Origin of the sequence: Solibacillus sp. FSL W7-1472, from assembly GCF_037969775.1 — a bacterium.
Taxonomy (GTDB): Bacteria; Bacillota; Bacilli; order Bacillales_A; family Planococcaceae; genus Solibacillus; species Solibacillus silvestris.
On the sequence record NZ_CP150208.1, the window covers coordinates 12,501 to 28,105 of the forward strand.

General features: G+C 41.9%; 10 protein-coding genes, 2 rRNA genes and 1 other annotated feature (1 of these 13 only partly in view). Of the genes, 10 read left to right on the top strand and 2 right to left on the bottom strand.

Annotated elements, in window-relative coordinates; genetic code table 11:
• From MKY07_RS00045 to asnB, 5 genes are all read left to right on the top strand, one after another.
• Positions 1–2,765: ribosomal RNA gene (locus MKY07_RS00045) — 23S ribosomal RNA — on the top strand (it extends 164 nt beyond the left edge of the window).
• A 184-nt stretch (positions 2,766–2,949) separates the two neighbouring features.
• Positions 2,950–3,065, top strand: a 5S ribosomal RNA gene (rrf, locus tag MKY07_RS00050).
• Positions 3,066–3,253: 188 nt separating this feature from the next.
• Positions 3,254–4,720 (top strand): IMP dehydrogenase, encoded by a 1,467-nt coding sequence (gene guaB, locus MKY07_RS00055; RefSeq protein WP_008408586.1) that lies wholly within the window; start codon positions 3,254–3,256, stop codon positions 4,718–4,720.
• A 135-nt stretch (positions 4,721–4,855) separates the two neighbouring features.
• Positions 4,856–6,193, top strand: coding sequence for a D-alanyl-D-alanine carboxypeptidase family protein (locus tag MKY07_RS00060; RefSeq protein WP_339263412.1), 1,338 nt, complete (start codon positions 4,856–4,858; stop codon positions 6,191–6,193).
• Positions 6,194–6,323: 130 nt separating this feature from the next.
• A complete protein-coding gene (gene asnB, locus MKY07_RS00065) occupies positions 6,324–8,150 on the top strand; it encodes an asparagine synthase (glutamine-hydrolyzing) (RefSeq protein ID WP_339263413.1) in 1,827 nt (608 codons plus the stop codon).
• 40 nt (positions 8,151–8,190) lie between these two features.
• On the opposite strand, the gene MKY07_RS00070 is transcribed toward asnB, so the two are convergent.
• Positions 8,191–9,594, bottom strand: a complete 1,404-nt coding sequence (locus MKY07_RS00070) for a PLP-dependent aminotransferase family protein (RefSeq protein WP_339263414.1) — start codon at positions 9,592–9,594, stop codon at positions 8,191–8,193.
• Between the two features lie 156 nt (positions 9,595–9,750).
• Positions 9,751–9,965 (top strand) — a binding site (T-box leader).
• 97 nt (positions 9,966–10,062) lie between these two features.
• Here MKY07_RS00070 and serS point away from each other — a divergent pair.
• Positions 10,063–11,355 (top strand): serine--tRNA ligase, encoded by a 1,293-nt coding sequence (serS, locus tag MKY07_RS00075; RefSeq protein ID WP_008408592.1) that lies wholly within the window; start codon positions 10,063–10,065, stop codon positions 11,353–11,355.
• Between the two features lie 169 nt (positions 11,356–11,524).
• On the opposite strand, the gene MKY07_RS00080 is transcribed toward serS, so the two are convergent.
• Positions 11,525–12,169 (bottom strand): GntR family transcriptional regulator, encoded by a 645-nt coding sequence (locus tag MKY07_RS00080; protein ID WP_339263415.1) that lies wholly within the window; start codon positions 12,167–12,169, stop codon positions 11,525–11,527.
• Between the two features lie 84 nt (positions 12,170–12,253).
• On the opposite strand from MKY07_RS00080, the gene MKY07_RS00085 reads away from it, so the two are divergent.
• Genes MKY07_RS00085 through MKY07_RS00100 form a run of 4 tightly spaced genes read left to right on the top strand, consistent with a single transcriptional unit; the run spans position 12,254 to position 15,602 of the window.
• A complete protein-coding gene (locus tag MKY07_RS00085) occupies positions 12,254–12,781 on the top strand; it encodes a MaoC family dehydratase (RefSeq protein ID WP_339263416.1) in 528 nt (175 codons plus the stop codon).
• A 4-nt stretch (positions 12,782–12,785) separates the two neighbouring features.
• Entirely contained in the window at positions 12,786–13,562 is a 777-nt protein-coding gene (locus MKY07_RS00090) for an enoyl-CoA hydratase/isomerase family protein (RefSeq protein WP_339263417.1), read from the top strand.
• An 11-nt stretch (positions 13,563–13,573) separates the two neighbouring features.
• Complete coding sequence (locus MKY07_RS00095) at positions 13,574–14,740, top strand: acyl-CoA dehydrogenase family protein (RefSeq protein ID WP_339263418.1); 1,167 nt, start codon at positions 13,574–13,576, stop codon at positions 14,738–14,740.
• A gap of 10 nt (positions 14,741–14,750) precedes the next feature.
• Entirely contained in the window at positions 14,751–15,602 is an 852-nt protein-coding gene (locus MKY07_RS00100) for a hydroxymethylglutaryl-CoA lyase (RefSeq protein WP_339263420.1), read from the top strand.
• The last annotated feature ends 3 nt before the right edge of the window (positions 15,603–15,605 follow it).

The window sequence follows — 15,605 nt, forward strand, 5'->3', positions numbered from 1 at the left end:
CATAGCGTGTTGAAGACAGACGCAGGGAACTGAAACATCTAAGTACCTGCAGGAACAGAAAGAAAATTCGATTCCCTGAGTAGCGGCGAGCGAAACGGGAAGAGCCCAAACCAAAGAGCTTGCTCTTTGGGGTTGTAGGACACTCTATACGGAGTTACAAAAGAATGAATTAGACGAAGCGACTTGGAAAGGTCCGCGAAACAAGGTAAAAGCCCTGTAGTCAAAAGTTCATTCCCTCCAGAGTGGATCCTGAGTACGGCGGAACACGTGAAATTCCGTCGGAATCCGGGAGGACCATCTCCCAAGGCTAAATACTACCTAGTGACCGATAGTGAACCAGTACCGTGAGGGAAAGGTGAAAAGCACCCCGGAAGGGGAGTGAAATAGACCCTGAAACCGTGTGCCTACAAGTAGTTAGAGCCCGTTAATGGGTGATAGCGTGCCTTTTGTAGAATGAACCGGCGAGTTACGATTACGTGCGAGGTTAAGTTGAGAAGACGGAGCCGCAGCGAAAGCGAGTCTGAATAGGGCGAATTAGTACGTGGTCGTAGACCCGAAACCAGGTGATCTACCCATGTCCAGGGTGAAGGTGAGGTAACACTCACTGGAGGCCCGAACCCACGCACGTTGAAAAGTGCGGGGATGAGGTGTGGGTAGCGGAGAAATTCCAATCGAACCTGGAGATAGCTGGTTCTCTCCGAAATAGCTTTAGGGCTAGCCTCGTGATTGAGAATACCGGAGGTAGAGCACTGTTTGGACTAGGGGGGCATCTCGCTTTACCGAATTCAGACAAACTCCGAATGCCGGATATTTATACACGGGAGTCAGACTGCGAGTGATAAGATCCGTAGTCAAGAGGGAAACAGCCCAGACCACCAGCTAAGGTCCCCAAGTAATCGTTAAGTGGAAAAGGATGTGGCGTTGCTTAGACAACCAGGATGTTGGCTTAGAAGCAGCCATCATTTAAAGAGTGCGTAATAGCTCACTGGTCGAGTGACGCTGCGCCGAAAATGTATCGGGGCTAAACGATTCACCGAAGCTGTGGATGCATACTTTGAGTATGCGTGGTAGGAGAGCGTTCTAACAGCGTTGAAGTCAGACCGGAAGGACTGGTGGAGCGGTTAGAAGTGAGAATGCCGGTATGAGTAGCGAAACATGGGTGAGAATCCCATGCACCGTATGACTAAGGTTTCCTGAGGAAGGCTCGTCCGCTCAGGGTTAGTCGGGACCTAAGCCGAGGCCGATAGGCGTAGGCGATGGACAACAGGTTGATATTCCTGTACCACCTCCTCACCGTTTGAGAAATGGGGGGACGCAGTAGGATAGGGTAAGCACGCCGTTGGTTGCGCGTGTTCAAGCAGTAAGGCGTGTATGTAGGCAAATCCGCATACTTTAACGTTGAGCTGTGATGACGAGCTCGTATGAGCGAAGTTCCTGATTTCACACTGCCAAGAAAAGCCTCTATCGAGGTGAGAGGTGCCCGTACCGCAAACCGACACAGGTAGTCGAGGAGAGAATCCTAAGGTGTGCGAGAGAACTCTCGTTAAGGAACTCGGCAAAATGACCCCGTAACTTCGGGAGAAGGGGTGCTTCTTTGGGTGCATAGCCTAGAGAAGCCGCAGTGAATAGGCCCAGGCGACTGTTTAGCAAAAACACAGGTCTCTGCAAAACCGTAAGGTGACGTATAGGGGCTGACGCCTGCCCGGTGCTGGAAGGTTAAGAGGAGCGGTTAGCGCAAGCGAAGCTGTGAATTGAAGCCCCAGTAAACGGCGGCCGTAACTATAACGGTCCTAAGGTAGCGAAATTCCTTGTCGGGTAAGTTCCGACCCGCACGAAAGGCGTAACGATCTGGGCACTGTCTCAACGAGAGACTCGGTGAAATTATAGTACCTGTGAAGATGCAGGTTACCCGCGACAGGACGGAAAGACCCCGTGGAGCTTTACTGTAGCCTGATATTGAATTTTGGTACAACTTGTACAGGATAGGTAGGAGCCAGAGATCTCGGAGCGCCAGCTTCGAAGGAGGCGTCGGTGGGATACTACCCTGGTTGTATTGAACTTCTAACCCATGCCCCTTAGCGGGGTAGGAGACAGTGTCAGGCGGACAGTTTGACTGGGGCGGTCGCCTCCTAAAGAGTAACGGAGGCGCCCAAAGGTTCCCTCAGAATGGTTGGAAATCATTCGTAGAGTGTAAAGGCATAAGGGAGCTTGACTGCGAGACCTACAAGTCGAGCAGGGTCGAAAGACGGGCTTAGTGATCCGGTGGTTCCGCATGGAAGGGCCATCGCTCAACGGATAAAAGCTACCCCGGGGATAACAGGCTTATCTCCCCCAAGAGTCCACATCGACGGGGAGGTTTGGCACCTCGATGTCGGCTCATCGCATCCTGGGGCTGTAGTCGGTCCCAAGGGTTGGGCTGTTCGCCCATTAAAGCGGTACGCGAGCTGGGTTCAGAACGTCGTGAGACAGTTCGGTCCCTATCCGTCGTGGGCGTAGGAAATTTGAGAGGAGCTGTCCTTAGTACGAGAGGACCGGGATGGACATACCGCTGGTGTACCAGTTGTCTTGCCAAAGGCATCGCTGGGTAGCTATGTATGGACGGGATAAGTGCTGAAAGCATCTAAGCATGAAGCCCCCCTCAAGATGAGATTTCCCATTACGCAAGTAAGTAAGACCCCTGAAAGACGATCAGGTAGATAGGTTCGAGGTGGAAGTGCGGTGACGCATGCAGCTGACGAATACTAATCGGTCGAGGACTTAACCACATTTTATTGCACAAATTCAATGAAACGTTTATCCAGTTTTGAAAGAATGATCTTTCTAAGGGTTTCAAGACACAAGCTAGTCGAGGAAACGACTGAGTGATTGAAGGAGCGTACTTAAGTACGTGACTGAAAGAACGAGGGAAGTTGACGAAGGATAGCGCCGTGAATTGGAAGCCGAAAATAGTGAAGTGATGATGGCAAAGAGGTCACACCCGTTCCCATACCGAACACGGAAGTTAAGCTCTTTAGCGCCGATGGTAGTTGGGGGCTTCCCCCTGTGAGAGTAGGACGTCGCTTCGCACAATGCAAACCCGCTGAGTAATCAGTGGGTTTTTTGTTATAAACTACTTATTTTCCGTACATACGAAGAAAAAACCAAATAATATAATATTCCGAATTATTTTATTTTTTAAAGATTCTTGACAGTGATGTCCCTCGGAGGTAACCTTACAATAATATTCTTTTATAAATAGGAGGCATTCTTAACAATGTGGGAAACAAAATTTGCTAAAGAAGGTTTAACTTTTGATGATGTACTATTAGTGCCAGGACACTCTGAAGTGTTACCGAAAGATGTTAATTTATCTGTAAATCTAACTGACAACATTAAGTTAAACATTCCGCTGATCTCTGCAGGTATGGATACTGTAACCGAATCAAAAATGGCAATTGCCATGGCTCGTCAAGGTGGAATTGGTATTATTCATAAAAATATGAGTATTGATGAACAAGCAGAAGAAGTCGAAAAAGTAAAACGTTCTGAAAATGGCGTTATTACAAATCCTTTCTTCCTTACTCCAGAACATCAAGTATTCGATGCAGAGCATTTGATGGGCAAATACCGCATTTCAGGTGTCCCTATTGTAAATAACATGGAAGATCAGAAGTTAGTGGGTATTATTACAAACCGTGATTTACGCTTCATTTCAGATTACTCATTAAAAATTGATGATGTAATGACAAAAGAAGATTTAATCATTGCTCCTGTAGGGACAACTTTAGAAGATGCAGAAAAAATCCTTCAGCAATATAAGATCGAAAAGTTACCGCTAGTTGATGAAGCTGGGAAGTTAACAGGCTTAATCACAATTAAAGATATCGAAAAAGTAATTGAGTTTCCAAATGCTGCGAAAGATAGCCACGGCCGATTAGTTGTAGGAGCGGCGGTTGGTGTTTCAAAAGATACAATGATGCGTATTGCTAAGTTAGTGGAAGCACAGGTGGATATCGTTGTTATTGATACAGCACATGGTCATTCTCAGGGAGTTTTAAATACAATCAAAGATATTCGTGCAGCTTATCCGGACTTGGATATTATCGCAGGCAATGTTGCAACTGCTGAAGGGACACGTGCATTGTTTGAAGCTGGTGCCGATGTTGTAAAAGTAGGTATCGGACCTGGTTCTATTTGTACAACTCGAGTTGTTGCAGGTGTGGGTGTACCACAAATTACAGCTGTTTACGATGCAGCATCAGTTGCACGTGAATTAGGTAAAACAATTATCGCTGATGGCGGTATCAAGTATTCAGGAGATATCGTAAAAGCTTTAGCTGCAGGTGGACATACTGTAATGTTAGGTTCATTATTAGCCGGAACGTCTGAATCTCCTGGTGAGACAGAAATCTTCCAAGGACGCCGCTTTAAAGTATACCGTGGAATGGGTTCACTTGGTGCAATGGAAAAAGGTTCTAAAGACCGTTACTTCCAAGAAGATGCGAAAAAGCTAGTTCCAGAAGGAATTGAAGGACGTTTACCATACAAAGGGCCATTAGCAGATACAATTCATCAATTAGTTGGTGGTGTACGTGCCGGAATGGGTTACTGCGGTGCACCGAATTTAGAACAATTACGTGAAAAATCACAGTTCATCAAAATGTCAGGTGCAGGACTACGTGAATCACATCCACATGATGTACAAATCACAAAAGAATCACCAAACTACTCTTTACAATAATTGCTAGGAAACTTTCAAACGTTACTATCGTCAAATTGAAGATAGTAACGTTTTTTTATTAACAGAAGGTCACATACAACTACTTATGTATGATAAAATGACGTTAGACAAGATTAAAAATTTGGAGGTAGCTTTGTGAAGAAGGTAAAAAAGCAAACGGTTTTAAGTATTGCCTTAATCCCGATTTTAATACTTAGCATGCTGGCGATGACACCTGCTAAGACACATGCAGCAACGGATTTAGGATTAACGGTAGATGCAGCAATTTTGATTGACGCAGATACAGGAAAAATTTTATATGAGCAAAATGCGGAAACAGCTTTAGGTATTGCAAGTATGACGAAAATGATGACAGAATATCTATTACTTGATGCAATCAAAGAAGGCTCAATTTCATGGGATCAGGAATATAATGTAACAGAGTATACATATAAAGTTTCCCAAAATCGTTTATTGAGTAATGTGCCGTTACGTGCGGATGGTACGTATACGATTAAAGAATTATATGAAGCGATGGCAATCTATTCTGCAAATGCTGCTACAATTGCGATTGCAGAAACAATTGCAGGTACAGAAAAAGAATTCCTGAAATTGATGGATAAAAAAGCAGAAGAACTTGGTTTGGAAAATTACAAGTTTGTAAACGCAACAGGCTTAAATAATGCTGACTTACAAGGCATGCATCCAGAAGGTACTGGAGAAAAGGATGAAAACGTTATGCCTGCTCGTTCTGTAGCAAAGTTAGCATACAACTTATTAAAAGATCATCCTGAAATGTTAGAAACAGCAAAGATTCCGAAGAAAGTATTCCGTGAAGGAACTTCGGATGCAATTAGTATGTCCAACTGGAACTTCATGCTACCAGGCCTTGTATATGAATATGAAGGCGTAGACGGGTTAAAAACGGGTACGACAGATTTTGCTGGTCATACGTTTACAGGTACGGCTAAACGCGGAGATACACGTTTAATTGCTGTTGTTATGAAGGCAGTGGATTCAAATGGTGTAGGTTCTTATAAAGCACGTTTTGATGCGACAGCGAAGTTATTCGATTATGGATTTGGTCAATTTTCAAAAGTAGAACTTCTTCCAGGAAACTATGTATTTGAAGAGCAAAAATCAATTCCTGTTATAAAAGGGAAAGAGGACTCTGTCAAAATTGCTGTAAAAGAGCCAGTTTCTGTAATGGTGAAAACAAGCGAAAAAGATTCATACGTTCCGACATTAACATTGGACAAGAAAGTAATTGAAGCAGGTATTGAGAAAGACCAAGTTGTCGGACAGGCTGTACTTGCACCTACAGAAGGTGTAGATTTTGGCTATATTGACGGCAATGGTATTGTTGCAGATGTTGTGACGACAGAACCAGTAGAACGTGCAGGGAAAATATCATTAATGTTCCAAGGTATCGGAAGCTTTTTTGGTAACCTATGGGATGGTGTATTCGGATTTGCAGGTAATTTAATTAAATAATAAATGAGCTTTTTTACAAGTAAACACTTGTAGAAAGGCTCTTTTTTTTACCAGAAGGAATTTTTTCGAATGGGACAATTTGTCGATAATCCATACAAAACATACATTGATACATGGAGGGATAATAATCATGTGTGGAATATCAGGTTGGATCGATTTCTCGACTCATTTGGTAAATGAAGAATCGATGATAAAAAAAATGACGAGGACGCTTTTACACCGAGGTCCGGATAGTGAAGGGTACTTTATAAGCAAACATGCTTTATTAGGCCATAAACGGCTTGCAATTATCGATTTAGTGACGGGCAGCCAGCCAATGACACGCGGTGAGTTGACCATTGTGTACAATGGCGAAGTTTACAATGCAAATGAGCTTCGCGAACAGCTTAAAAGTCTAGGCCATTCCTTTCATACATCATCCGATACAGAAGTCATTTTAATGGCGTATGTTGAATGGAAAGAACGCTGTATGGAGTACTTAAATGGAATATTTGCTTTTGCTGTATGGAATGAGCAGGAGCACTCGTTGTTTCTATGTCGTGACCGGCTAGGGGTAAAGCCTCTATTTTACTATGAGCTTCCGGATGGGCTATTGTTCAGCTCTGAAATAAAAGGGATCCTGGCACATCCTGCTGTAAAGACGGAAGTTGATGCAGAAGGGCTTGCCGCATTATTCAGTCTTGGTCCTTCCCGTATTGTAGGGCATGCCATATTTAAAGGGATTAAGGAAGTTAAACCCGCATATGCAATGATAGTGCGGAAGGATTTCAGGAAAAGCTGGCAGTATTGGGATATTGAAAGTAAACAACATGAGCACTCAGAGGCAGAAACGATTGAGAATGTCCGGGAACTCGTAACAAATGCGATTATCCGTCAATTAATAAGTGATGTGCCGCTCAGTACAATGCTTTCAGGCGGGCTTGATTCAAGTATCATTACGGCGGTTGCTGCCCGGCAACTAGCGAAAGAACAGAAAACATTATCAACGTATTCCGTAGCATTTGAAGAAAATGACCAACACTTTATGCAAAATTCATTTCAAACGACTCAGGATGAATACTGGATCGGTAAAATGCAACAGGCATTTCAGACAAAACACCGGCAAGTGACATTGACTCAACAAGAATTAGTAGAATCTCTGGAACAGGCGATGCGTTTAAAAGATATGCCGAGTATGGCGGATATTGACAGCTCGTTTTATTTATTCTGCAAAGAGATGAAAAAAGAACATACGGTAGCGTTATCCGGTGAATGTGCGGACGAAGTATTTGGTGGTTACCCATGGTTTTATGAAGGAAAAAAGGGAACACTCTTCCCGTGGCTACGCTCCACTAAGGAACGTGAACAGTTATTTAAAGCAGATTGGCAAAAGCGTCTGCAATTGCCGCAGTTTATGCAAAGTACTTATGAAGAGGCAGTTAAGGGAATGCCTGCATTTTTAGGAAGTAAAGAAGAGCAGGAACGTCAGCAGCTGTTTTATTTAAATAACCAGTTTTTTATGCAGACATTATTGGAGAGAAATGACCGGATGACAATGGGCGCAAGTATGGAAGTCCGGGTACCGTTTGCAGATCATACGATAATTGAATATGTATGGAATATTCCTTGGGAAATGAAAAATAGCGGCGGCATGGAAAAAGGGATTTTACGAAAGGCATTTCAGGATATTTTACCGAAGGAAGTCGTGGAACGTAAGAAAAATCCGTATCCAAAAACGTACCACCCAAAATATACAGAACTCGTTCATCAGCGACTGCAGCAAATTTTAAGGCAGAAACACTCAGTTCTCCATGAATTGTTTGAAAAAGAGCAGTTAGAGCAATTATTAGCTACAAATGGCCAATCGTTTCAAATTCCTTGGTTTGGCCAGTTAATGGCGGGGCCTCAGCTCATCGCCTACTTTATACAATTACATGAATGGGTCGAGCAATACCGCATCAATATTATTACAACATAAAGAGACGTTCCCATACGGAACGTCTCTTTAAAAATCCCTTCTATATTAACTTTTTAGAAATCCCCCAAATTTCCATTAGCTGATGAATGTTCGGCTCAATATCATGAAGCTGCAAATTGCCAAATCCTAATAAAAACGTTCTTTTGGAGTAATGCTGCTCTGTTAAATAATAATTCGATAACGGTAAAATATGAATGTCATTCTGGCGTGCAACCTGTTGCAGTTCCCGTTCTGATTTCTCATGGCGGAAGGCAACAAGTATGTTTGTACCGGCAGCATCCCCGGAAATCGTGATTTGGGGGTAATGATTTGAAAAGACTTCAATGCATTTATCATGCTTTTTGCGATAAATTTTACGCATACGGTTTAAATGTTTGGCAAAATGTCCGTCTTTCATAAATTTCGCTAAAATGTGCTGTTCAAACCGCGGAACGGTAGAAGAATAGTAATTGAAATGCTCCTGATAGCGTTGAACAAGTGTCGGCGGCAAGACGAAAAAAGCAACGCGCAATGATGGCATCAATGATTTTGTAAAGGTACTTAAATAAATGACACGATCATTTACATCAAGTCCTCTAAGAGCCGGAATTGGCTTTCCAATATAGCGAAATTCACTATCGTAATCATCTTCAATTATAAAACGATCTGGTGCTTTTGCTGCCCAGTTCAATAATTGTGTCCGTCGGTTAGCTGAAAGAACCGCACCAGTCGGGAATTGATGCGAAGGTGTTATATACACGACATTGGCATTCGTTTTCTGCAATTGTTCAACAACAATTCCATCCGTATCAACAGAAATCGGGATAGCGAGCTGCCCTAATTGATGACGTGGAATAGGTGAATAACCTGGATTTTCAAAGGCGAGCTGGGAATTAGTATCTAAAATTTTTAAAATCATAGGCAGTAACTGCTCAGTACCGGAACCAATGACGATTTGCTCTGGCTCACACTCGATCCCGCGCGATTGGTGTAAATAATTTGCAATTTCAATACGCAGTGCATGCTCACCTTGACGTTCCCCAGTTTGCAGTAAATGTTTGAAAGGTCTATCCAGAACATCCTTTGCATACTTACGCCATATCGTAAAAGGAAAAGCATCCTCATCAATTTTTGCAGAGGAGAAGTCAATTTTATATTCCAAAGTTTCTGTTGTCTTTTTAATTTCTTTGTTCGCGATATCACTTTGGCGGTAAGGTAATGAATCTATTTCTTCAACGAAGTAACCGACACGCGGTTTTGATATAATATAGCCTTCCGCCAACAGCTGCGAATAGGCGAGCTCGACCGTTGTTTGACTTATATTGAAAAAATCCGCCAGTTCCCGTTTAGAAGGCAAACGCACACCTACAGCCAGCTGGTTGTTAGTAATCGCATTTTTTATGCCGATATACAGTTGTTCATATAGTGGTATCGTATGGTCCTTTTGAAGCTGAAAGAAAAGCATTTTCTTATCCTCCTTATGTAACCTTAATGAAATTTCAATTTTAACTAATATTGATGGTGTCAGAAAAGTATAGCATGTTGTAGAAAATTAGTGAATGTTTTCATCGGAACTTGCAAATGTATATGGTTTTATAGTACAGTATGGTTAAATTTATAAATGAATTCGATGATAGGAAGTAGTAACAAGCCCGTTTTTTTCAGAGAGTCAGCGGTTGGTGGAAGCTGATAAATACACTTGTGAATCCGTCCTTGAGATGCTTTTTCCGAAATAATAGTAAGTGGAAGCCGGCTTACCAAAGTCGTTAATTGTTAAGAGGAATAGATTTTTTCTATTCAATTAGGGTGGCAACGCGGGTAGCTCTCGTCCCTTTCATAGGGATTGAGGGCTTTTTTGTATTTAATCCGCTAGTACATTAATGTATTAAAGTGCTCAAGATCATCATTTCATAAATTTTAGGAGGAAAAAACTATGTTAGATATTAAACGCGTCCGTGACAATTTTGAAGAAGTAAAACGTATGCTTCTTACACGTAATGAAGATTTAGGGAATTTGGACAACTTCGAAAGCTTAGATACGAAGCGTCGTGAATTAATCGCCAAAACAGAAGTATTGAAAGCAGAGCGCAATAAAGTGTCTGAGCAAATTTCTGTTATGAAACGCAACAAAGAAGATGCATCAGAAGTAATTGCACGTATGCGCGAAGTAGGCGATGAAATTAAAGCATTGGATGCTGAGTTAAATGCCATTGAAGATGAATTTAAAGATATGATGATGCGTTTGCCGAATATCCCGCATGAATCAGTACCTGTTGGCACAGAAGAAGATGATAATGTGGAAGAGTACACTTGGGGCGATGTGCCGGCATTTAATTTTGAAGCAAAAGCACATTGGGATATTGCCAAAGATTTAGATATCGTAGACTTTGAGCGCGGAGCTAAAGTTACGGGAAGCCGTTTCTTGTTCTATAAAGGTTTAGGCGCACGTTTAGAGCGTGCTTTACTGAACTTCATGATGGATCTTCATTCAGACCAGCATGGCTATACAGAAATGCTGCCACCGCAAATCGTTAACCGCGATTCACTGACAGGTACAGGCCAATTACCGAAGTTTGAAGAAGATGTATTTAAATTAGTTCGTGAAGAAGATGAAATGGATTATTATTTGATTCCAACTGCTGAAGTACCGGTAACAAACTATTACCGTGATGAAATTTTATCAGCGGATATGCTGCCGCAAGCGTTCTCTGCATTCAGCGCTAACTTCCGATCAGAAGCAGGCTCTGCAGGTCGTGATACACGTGGACTGATCCGTCAGCATCAGTTCAATAAAGTAGAATTAGTTCGCTTCGTTAAACCGGAAGAATCTTATGAGCAACTTGAAATTTTAACAGGTCATGCTGAAAAAGTATTACAGCTTTTAGGATTACCATACCGTAAATTAAAAATGTGTACAGCTGATTTAGGGTTCACAGCTGCGAAAAAATACGATTTAGAAGTATGGATTCCAGCACAAAACATGTACCGTGAAATTTCTTCTTGTTCAAACTTTGAAGATTTCCAAGCGCGTCGTGCCAATATCCGTTTCCGTCGTGAAGCAGGAGCAAAACCGGAATTCGTTCATACATTAAACGGTTCAGGTCTAGCAATTGGTCGTACAGTAGCGGCAATTTTGGAAAATTACCAGCAAGAAGATGGTTCTGTTGTTATTCCGGAAGTATTACGTCCATACATGGGTGGCGTAGAAGTCATTATTGCAAAATAATTTCATGTAAATTAAAAAGTGTGTTGAAACAACAATTTCAACACACTTTTTTTATTTTCTGCGGTAAAAATAATTCGGAATATTTAGTAATTTGTTTTACAAAACGAGAATATTTTGTTATATTCGAGAAAATAGGGTATTGGATACAATATTTTAAGATTCCTAGATTTTATTGAATAAAGTTTTTAAGGACATCATATTTTGCACGTGTAATATGTTGCTCTAGTAATTGGCATGTAAGCTCGATGTTATTGTTAGCCAAAGCTTCCACCATTAAATCGTGTTCGATAATGGAAGTAGCAATTTGGTTAGGTAAAAGATGTGGTGTTTGCTGAGGGAAACCGGTCCACAAATTTTCAATAATATTATTTAATTTCCCCCAAGGACAGTCTTTTATTAACAGATGATGAAATTGAATATTAAGCTGAATATATTCATCTGTATCATCCGTTTTCTTCATTTTCTCGTTAAGATCACGCAACTGATTTACTAGTTGTGGTGACATCGTTTTCAAACTTTCGGCAGCCGCCAGTGGCTCAAATTTTGCTCGTAAAAAATAAATCTCTTCCAGTTCGTGTATTGTAAATTGTTTGACGACAGCCCCTTTATGCGGCTCAACTGTGACATAGCCTTCAGCGGCCAACTGTTTTATCGCTTCCCGGATTGGCATTCTGCTAACGTTTAATGTCTTCGCCAATTCATCCTGGATTAGGCGTTCGCCAGGTTGTAACTGACCTTTAATAATTGCTTCACGCAGAATCCGGTAAATTTTCGAGGGTAATGTTTCAGCAGTTAAATCATGATCAAATTTCATAAAAACACCTCATTGTGTGTTGTATTTTGGATCCAATATACAATATACAGGAAAACTATGCAAACTTTAAAGGGGGATGTTGTGATGGAGCAACAAATTCAAATTGGATGGCAAGGACGGTTTTATGAAGACTTTGAAGTAGGCGATAAAATTGCACATGCGTTAGGCAGAACAATTTCACAGACCGATAATAGCTGGTTTACACAGCTGACGCAAAATACAAACCCTATTCATTTTGATCACCATTACGCAAAGCAAACAGAGTTTCAAAAGGCAATTGTGAATTCCGCATTTACCATTGCTCTTGTAACGGGACAATCTGTTTCGGATATTTCCCAAAATGTAATGGCCAATCTTGGATGGGATGAAGTTCGGCTTCCGCACCCGGTTTTTGAAGGCGATACCATTTACTCCTATACAGAAATCTTATCGAAAAGGGAGAGTGCTAAGCGGGATAACGTCGGAATTATCGAAGTGAAAACAATCGGCTACAATCAGGACGGGCAAATTGTCATTCATTTTAAACGTACGATGATGATTTATAAAAAGGGCTATGCACCAAATATTATGAAGCCTTTGATCGATCAAGTAATCTCACAGGACGGGAAGTGAACGAATGGAATATATTCAAGTTTCATATGAATATGAAGAGAAAATTGCGGTTGTTACGTTAAATCGACCGAAGATGCGCCATGCATTTAACACGGATATGGCGAAGCAGCTGTTAACTGTATTTCAGTCATTTAATGAGCAGCCGGTACGCGTCGTCATTTTAACTTCCTCCACTGAAGATGCCTTTTGTTCAGGCGCGGATTTAAAAGAACGGAAAGGGATGAGTGAGGCAGAGTGGACAAAACAGCATCATTTATTTGAACAGATGTTCCAGGCAGTAGCCAATTGCAAGCAACCTACCATTGCTGCGATCAATGGCTATACTCTTGCAGGAGGGTTTGAACTTGCTTTAAATATGGACTTAATTGTTGCTGGTAAAAATACAAAAGTAGGGCTAACAGAGGTCACTCGAGGTATTATGCCAGGCGGAGGGGGAGCACGTCTACTGCCAAAACGTATACCGCTTCATATCGCAAAAGAATGGCTATTTACAGGTAGGATTGTATCCGCAGAAGAAGCACAGAACGCAGGGTTATTTAATCGAATTGTCGAATCAGAAGATGTAATGAGTACCGCAATTGAGTTAGCCGAAAAAATGGCAGGCAATGCACCTTTAGGAGTTCAAGGTGTTAAAAAAGTAGCAGAAGTCAGTTCATTGAAAGCATCTGAAGCATTCCGTATTGAAATCGAAACTTACAACGAGGTTATTTCTTCTGAGGATCGAATGGAAGGTATTTTAGCATTTAACGAAAAAAGAAAACCTAATTTTATCGGACGGTAGGAGGAACTCAAATGATGTTAACAGAGAATCTGGCATTTTTAGAAGAACTTCGTGAAGGTGTAAGAGCAGTTTGCAAACGTTTTGATGGTGAATACTGGCGGAAGTTGGATGAGATCGACGGATATCCGACCGAATTTGTGGAGTCGATTACGCAGGCAGGCTTTTTAGGAGCTTTAATACCTGAACAATATGGTGGATCGGGTTTAGGAATACTGGAAGCATCCGTAATTTTAGAAGAGATTAACCGCTCAGGCGGGAATGCGGGCGCATGTCATGCACAAATGTATACGATGGGGACAATTTTACGGCATGGTTCTTCGGCACAAAAGGAAAAATATTTGCCGAAGATTGCGGACGGATCGCTTCGTTTACAAGCATTTGGGGTGACAGAGCCTAATACTGGCACGGACACAACAAACTTAAAAACGTTTGCGAAACGCGATGGCGACCATTATATCGTGAATGGTCAAAAGGTATTCATTTCCCGTGCAGAGCATTCGGATTTAATGATTCTACTAGTTCGTACAACACCGAAAGACCAATGCGTTAAAAAGAGTGATGGCTTGTCTGTGTTAATTGTTGATTTGAATGAAGCAGTTGGAAATGGTTTAGAAATACGCCCAATCAAAACAATGATGAACCATGCGACAACAGAATTATTTATCGACAACTTAAGGGTGCCGGTAGAAAATTTGATTGGTGAAGAAGGAAAAGGATTCCGCTATATTTTGGACGGAATGAATGCCGAGCGGATTTTAATTGCTGCGGAATGTATCGGTGATGGTCGCTGGTTTATTGAACGGGCAACAAATTATGCAAAAGAACGGGTTGTTTTTGATCGTCCAATCGGTCAAAACCAAGGAATACAATTTCCGATTGCCCAGGCGCATATCCATATTGAAGGGGCAGACTTAATGCGCATAAAAGCTGCGGAACTTTATGATCGCCGGCAAGCTTGCGGGGCAGAGGCCAATATGGCGAAGTTACTCGCTGCAGATGCATCATGGGAGGCAGCCAATGTAGCCATTCAAACATATGGCGGCTTTGGCTTTGCCGCAGAATATGATATTGAGCGGAAATTTAAAGAGACGCGGCTCTATCAAGTAGCTCCAATTTCAACAAACCTGATTTTATCATACGTCGGAGAACATATATTAAAACTTCCAAAATCTTATTGAGGTGAAAATCATGCACTTTTCAAAGCAAGTTGAAATTATTGAAGTAGGTCCACGCGACGGTTTGCAAAATGAATCACGCTTTGTGCCAACAGAGGAAAAGAAACAGTTAATCAAGCAATTATATGAAGCGGGCTTTCAGCGTATTGAAACGGCATCGTTTGTTCATCCGAAAATTGTCCCGCAAATGGCGGACGCACAGGAAATTACGGCATTTTGCAATGAACTGGGAATGGAATATATCGCTTTAACCCCAAATATGAAGGCACTGGTGCGTGCTATTGATGCAGGTGTACCGCAGATTGCGGTATTCGTCGGGGCAAGTGAGACATTCAACCAAAAAAATATTAAGCGTTCCATTGAAGAGTCTTTGGCAGAATGCAGCGAAATGTTCCGGCATGCAAAAGCTCAGAAAAAGTTTATTCGTGGCTATGTGTCGATGTGTTTTAGCTGTCCGTATGAAGGAGTCATTTCCTATGAGCAAGTTAAGCGGGTCGTAGCGCAATTTGTAAATGACGGGGCTGATGAAATTTCAATTGGTGATACGAATGGACAGGCAAATCCACGCATTGTGTATGAACGGTTCAGCGCATTGAAAAAAGATTTCCCGGATACAACATTCGTGGCTCATTTCCATGATACTAACGGTTTTGCCTATGCAAATATTATTGCCGCATTAAATGCGGGAATAGAGAAGTTTGATAGTTCGATTGCTGGTCTTGGCGGTTGTCCGTTCTCACCTGGGGCTACTGGAAATGTAGCAACAGAGAAAGTGGTGGAGCTGTTTGAAGCAATGGAAGTAAAAACAAATATCCACCAGGAAAAATTAAAGGACGTGGCAAATTTCGCTTACAGTTTAGTTTAAGGA

Bases quoted from the DNA above. Each gene is read 5' to 3' on its own strand.
- guaB (WP_008408586.1), top strand. From the start codon at position 3,254: ATGTGGGAAACAAAATTTGCTAAAGAAGGTTTAACTTTTGATGATGTA.
- asnB (WP_339263413.1), top strand. From the start codon at position 6,324: ATGTGTGGAATATCAGGTTGGATCGATTTCTCGACTCATTTGGTAAAT.
- MKY07_RS00070 (WP_339263414.1), bottom strand. From the start codon at position 9,594: ATGCTTTTCTTTCAGCTTCAAAAGGACCATACGATACCACTATATGAA.
- serS (WP_008408592.1), top strand. From the start codon at position 10,063: ATGTTAGATATTAAACGCGTCCGTGACAATTTTGAAGAAGTAAAACGT.
- MKY07_RS00080 (WP_339263415.1), bottom strand. From the start codon at position 12,169: ATGAAATTTGATCATGATTTAACTGCTGAAACATTACCCTCGAAAATT.
- MKY07_RS00085 (WP_339263416.1), top strand. From the start codon at position 12,254: ATGGAGCAACAAATTCAAATTGGATGGCAAGGACGGTTTTATGAAGAC.
- MKY07_RS00090 (WP_339263417.1), top strand. From the start codon at position 12,786: ATGGAATATATTCAAGTTTCATATGAATATGAAGAGAAAATTGCGGTT.
- MKY07_RS00095 (WP_339263418.1), top strand. From the start codon at position 13,574: ATGATGTTAACAGAGAATCTGGCATTTTTAGAAGAACTTCGTGAAGGT.
- MKY07_RS00100 (WP_339263420.1), top strand. From the start codon at position 14,751: ATGCACTTTTCAAAGCAAGTTGAAATTATTGAAGTAGGTCCACGCGAC.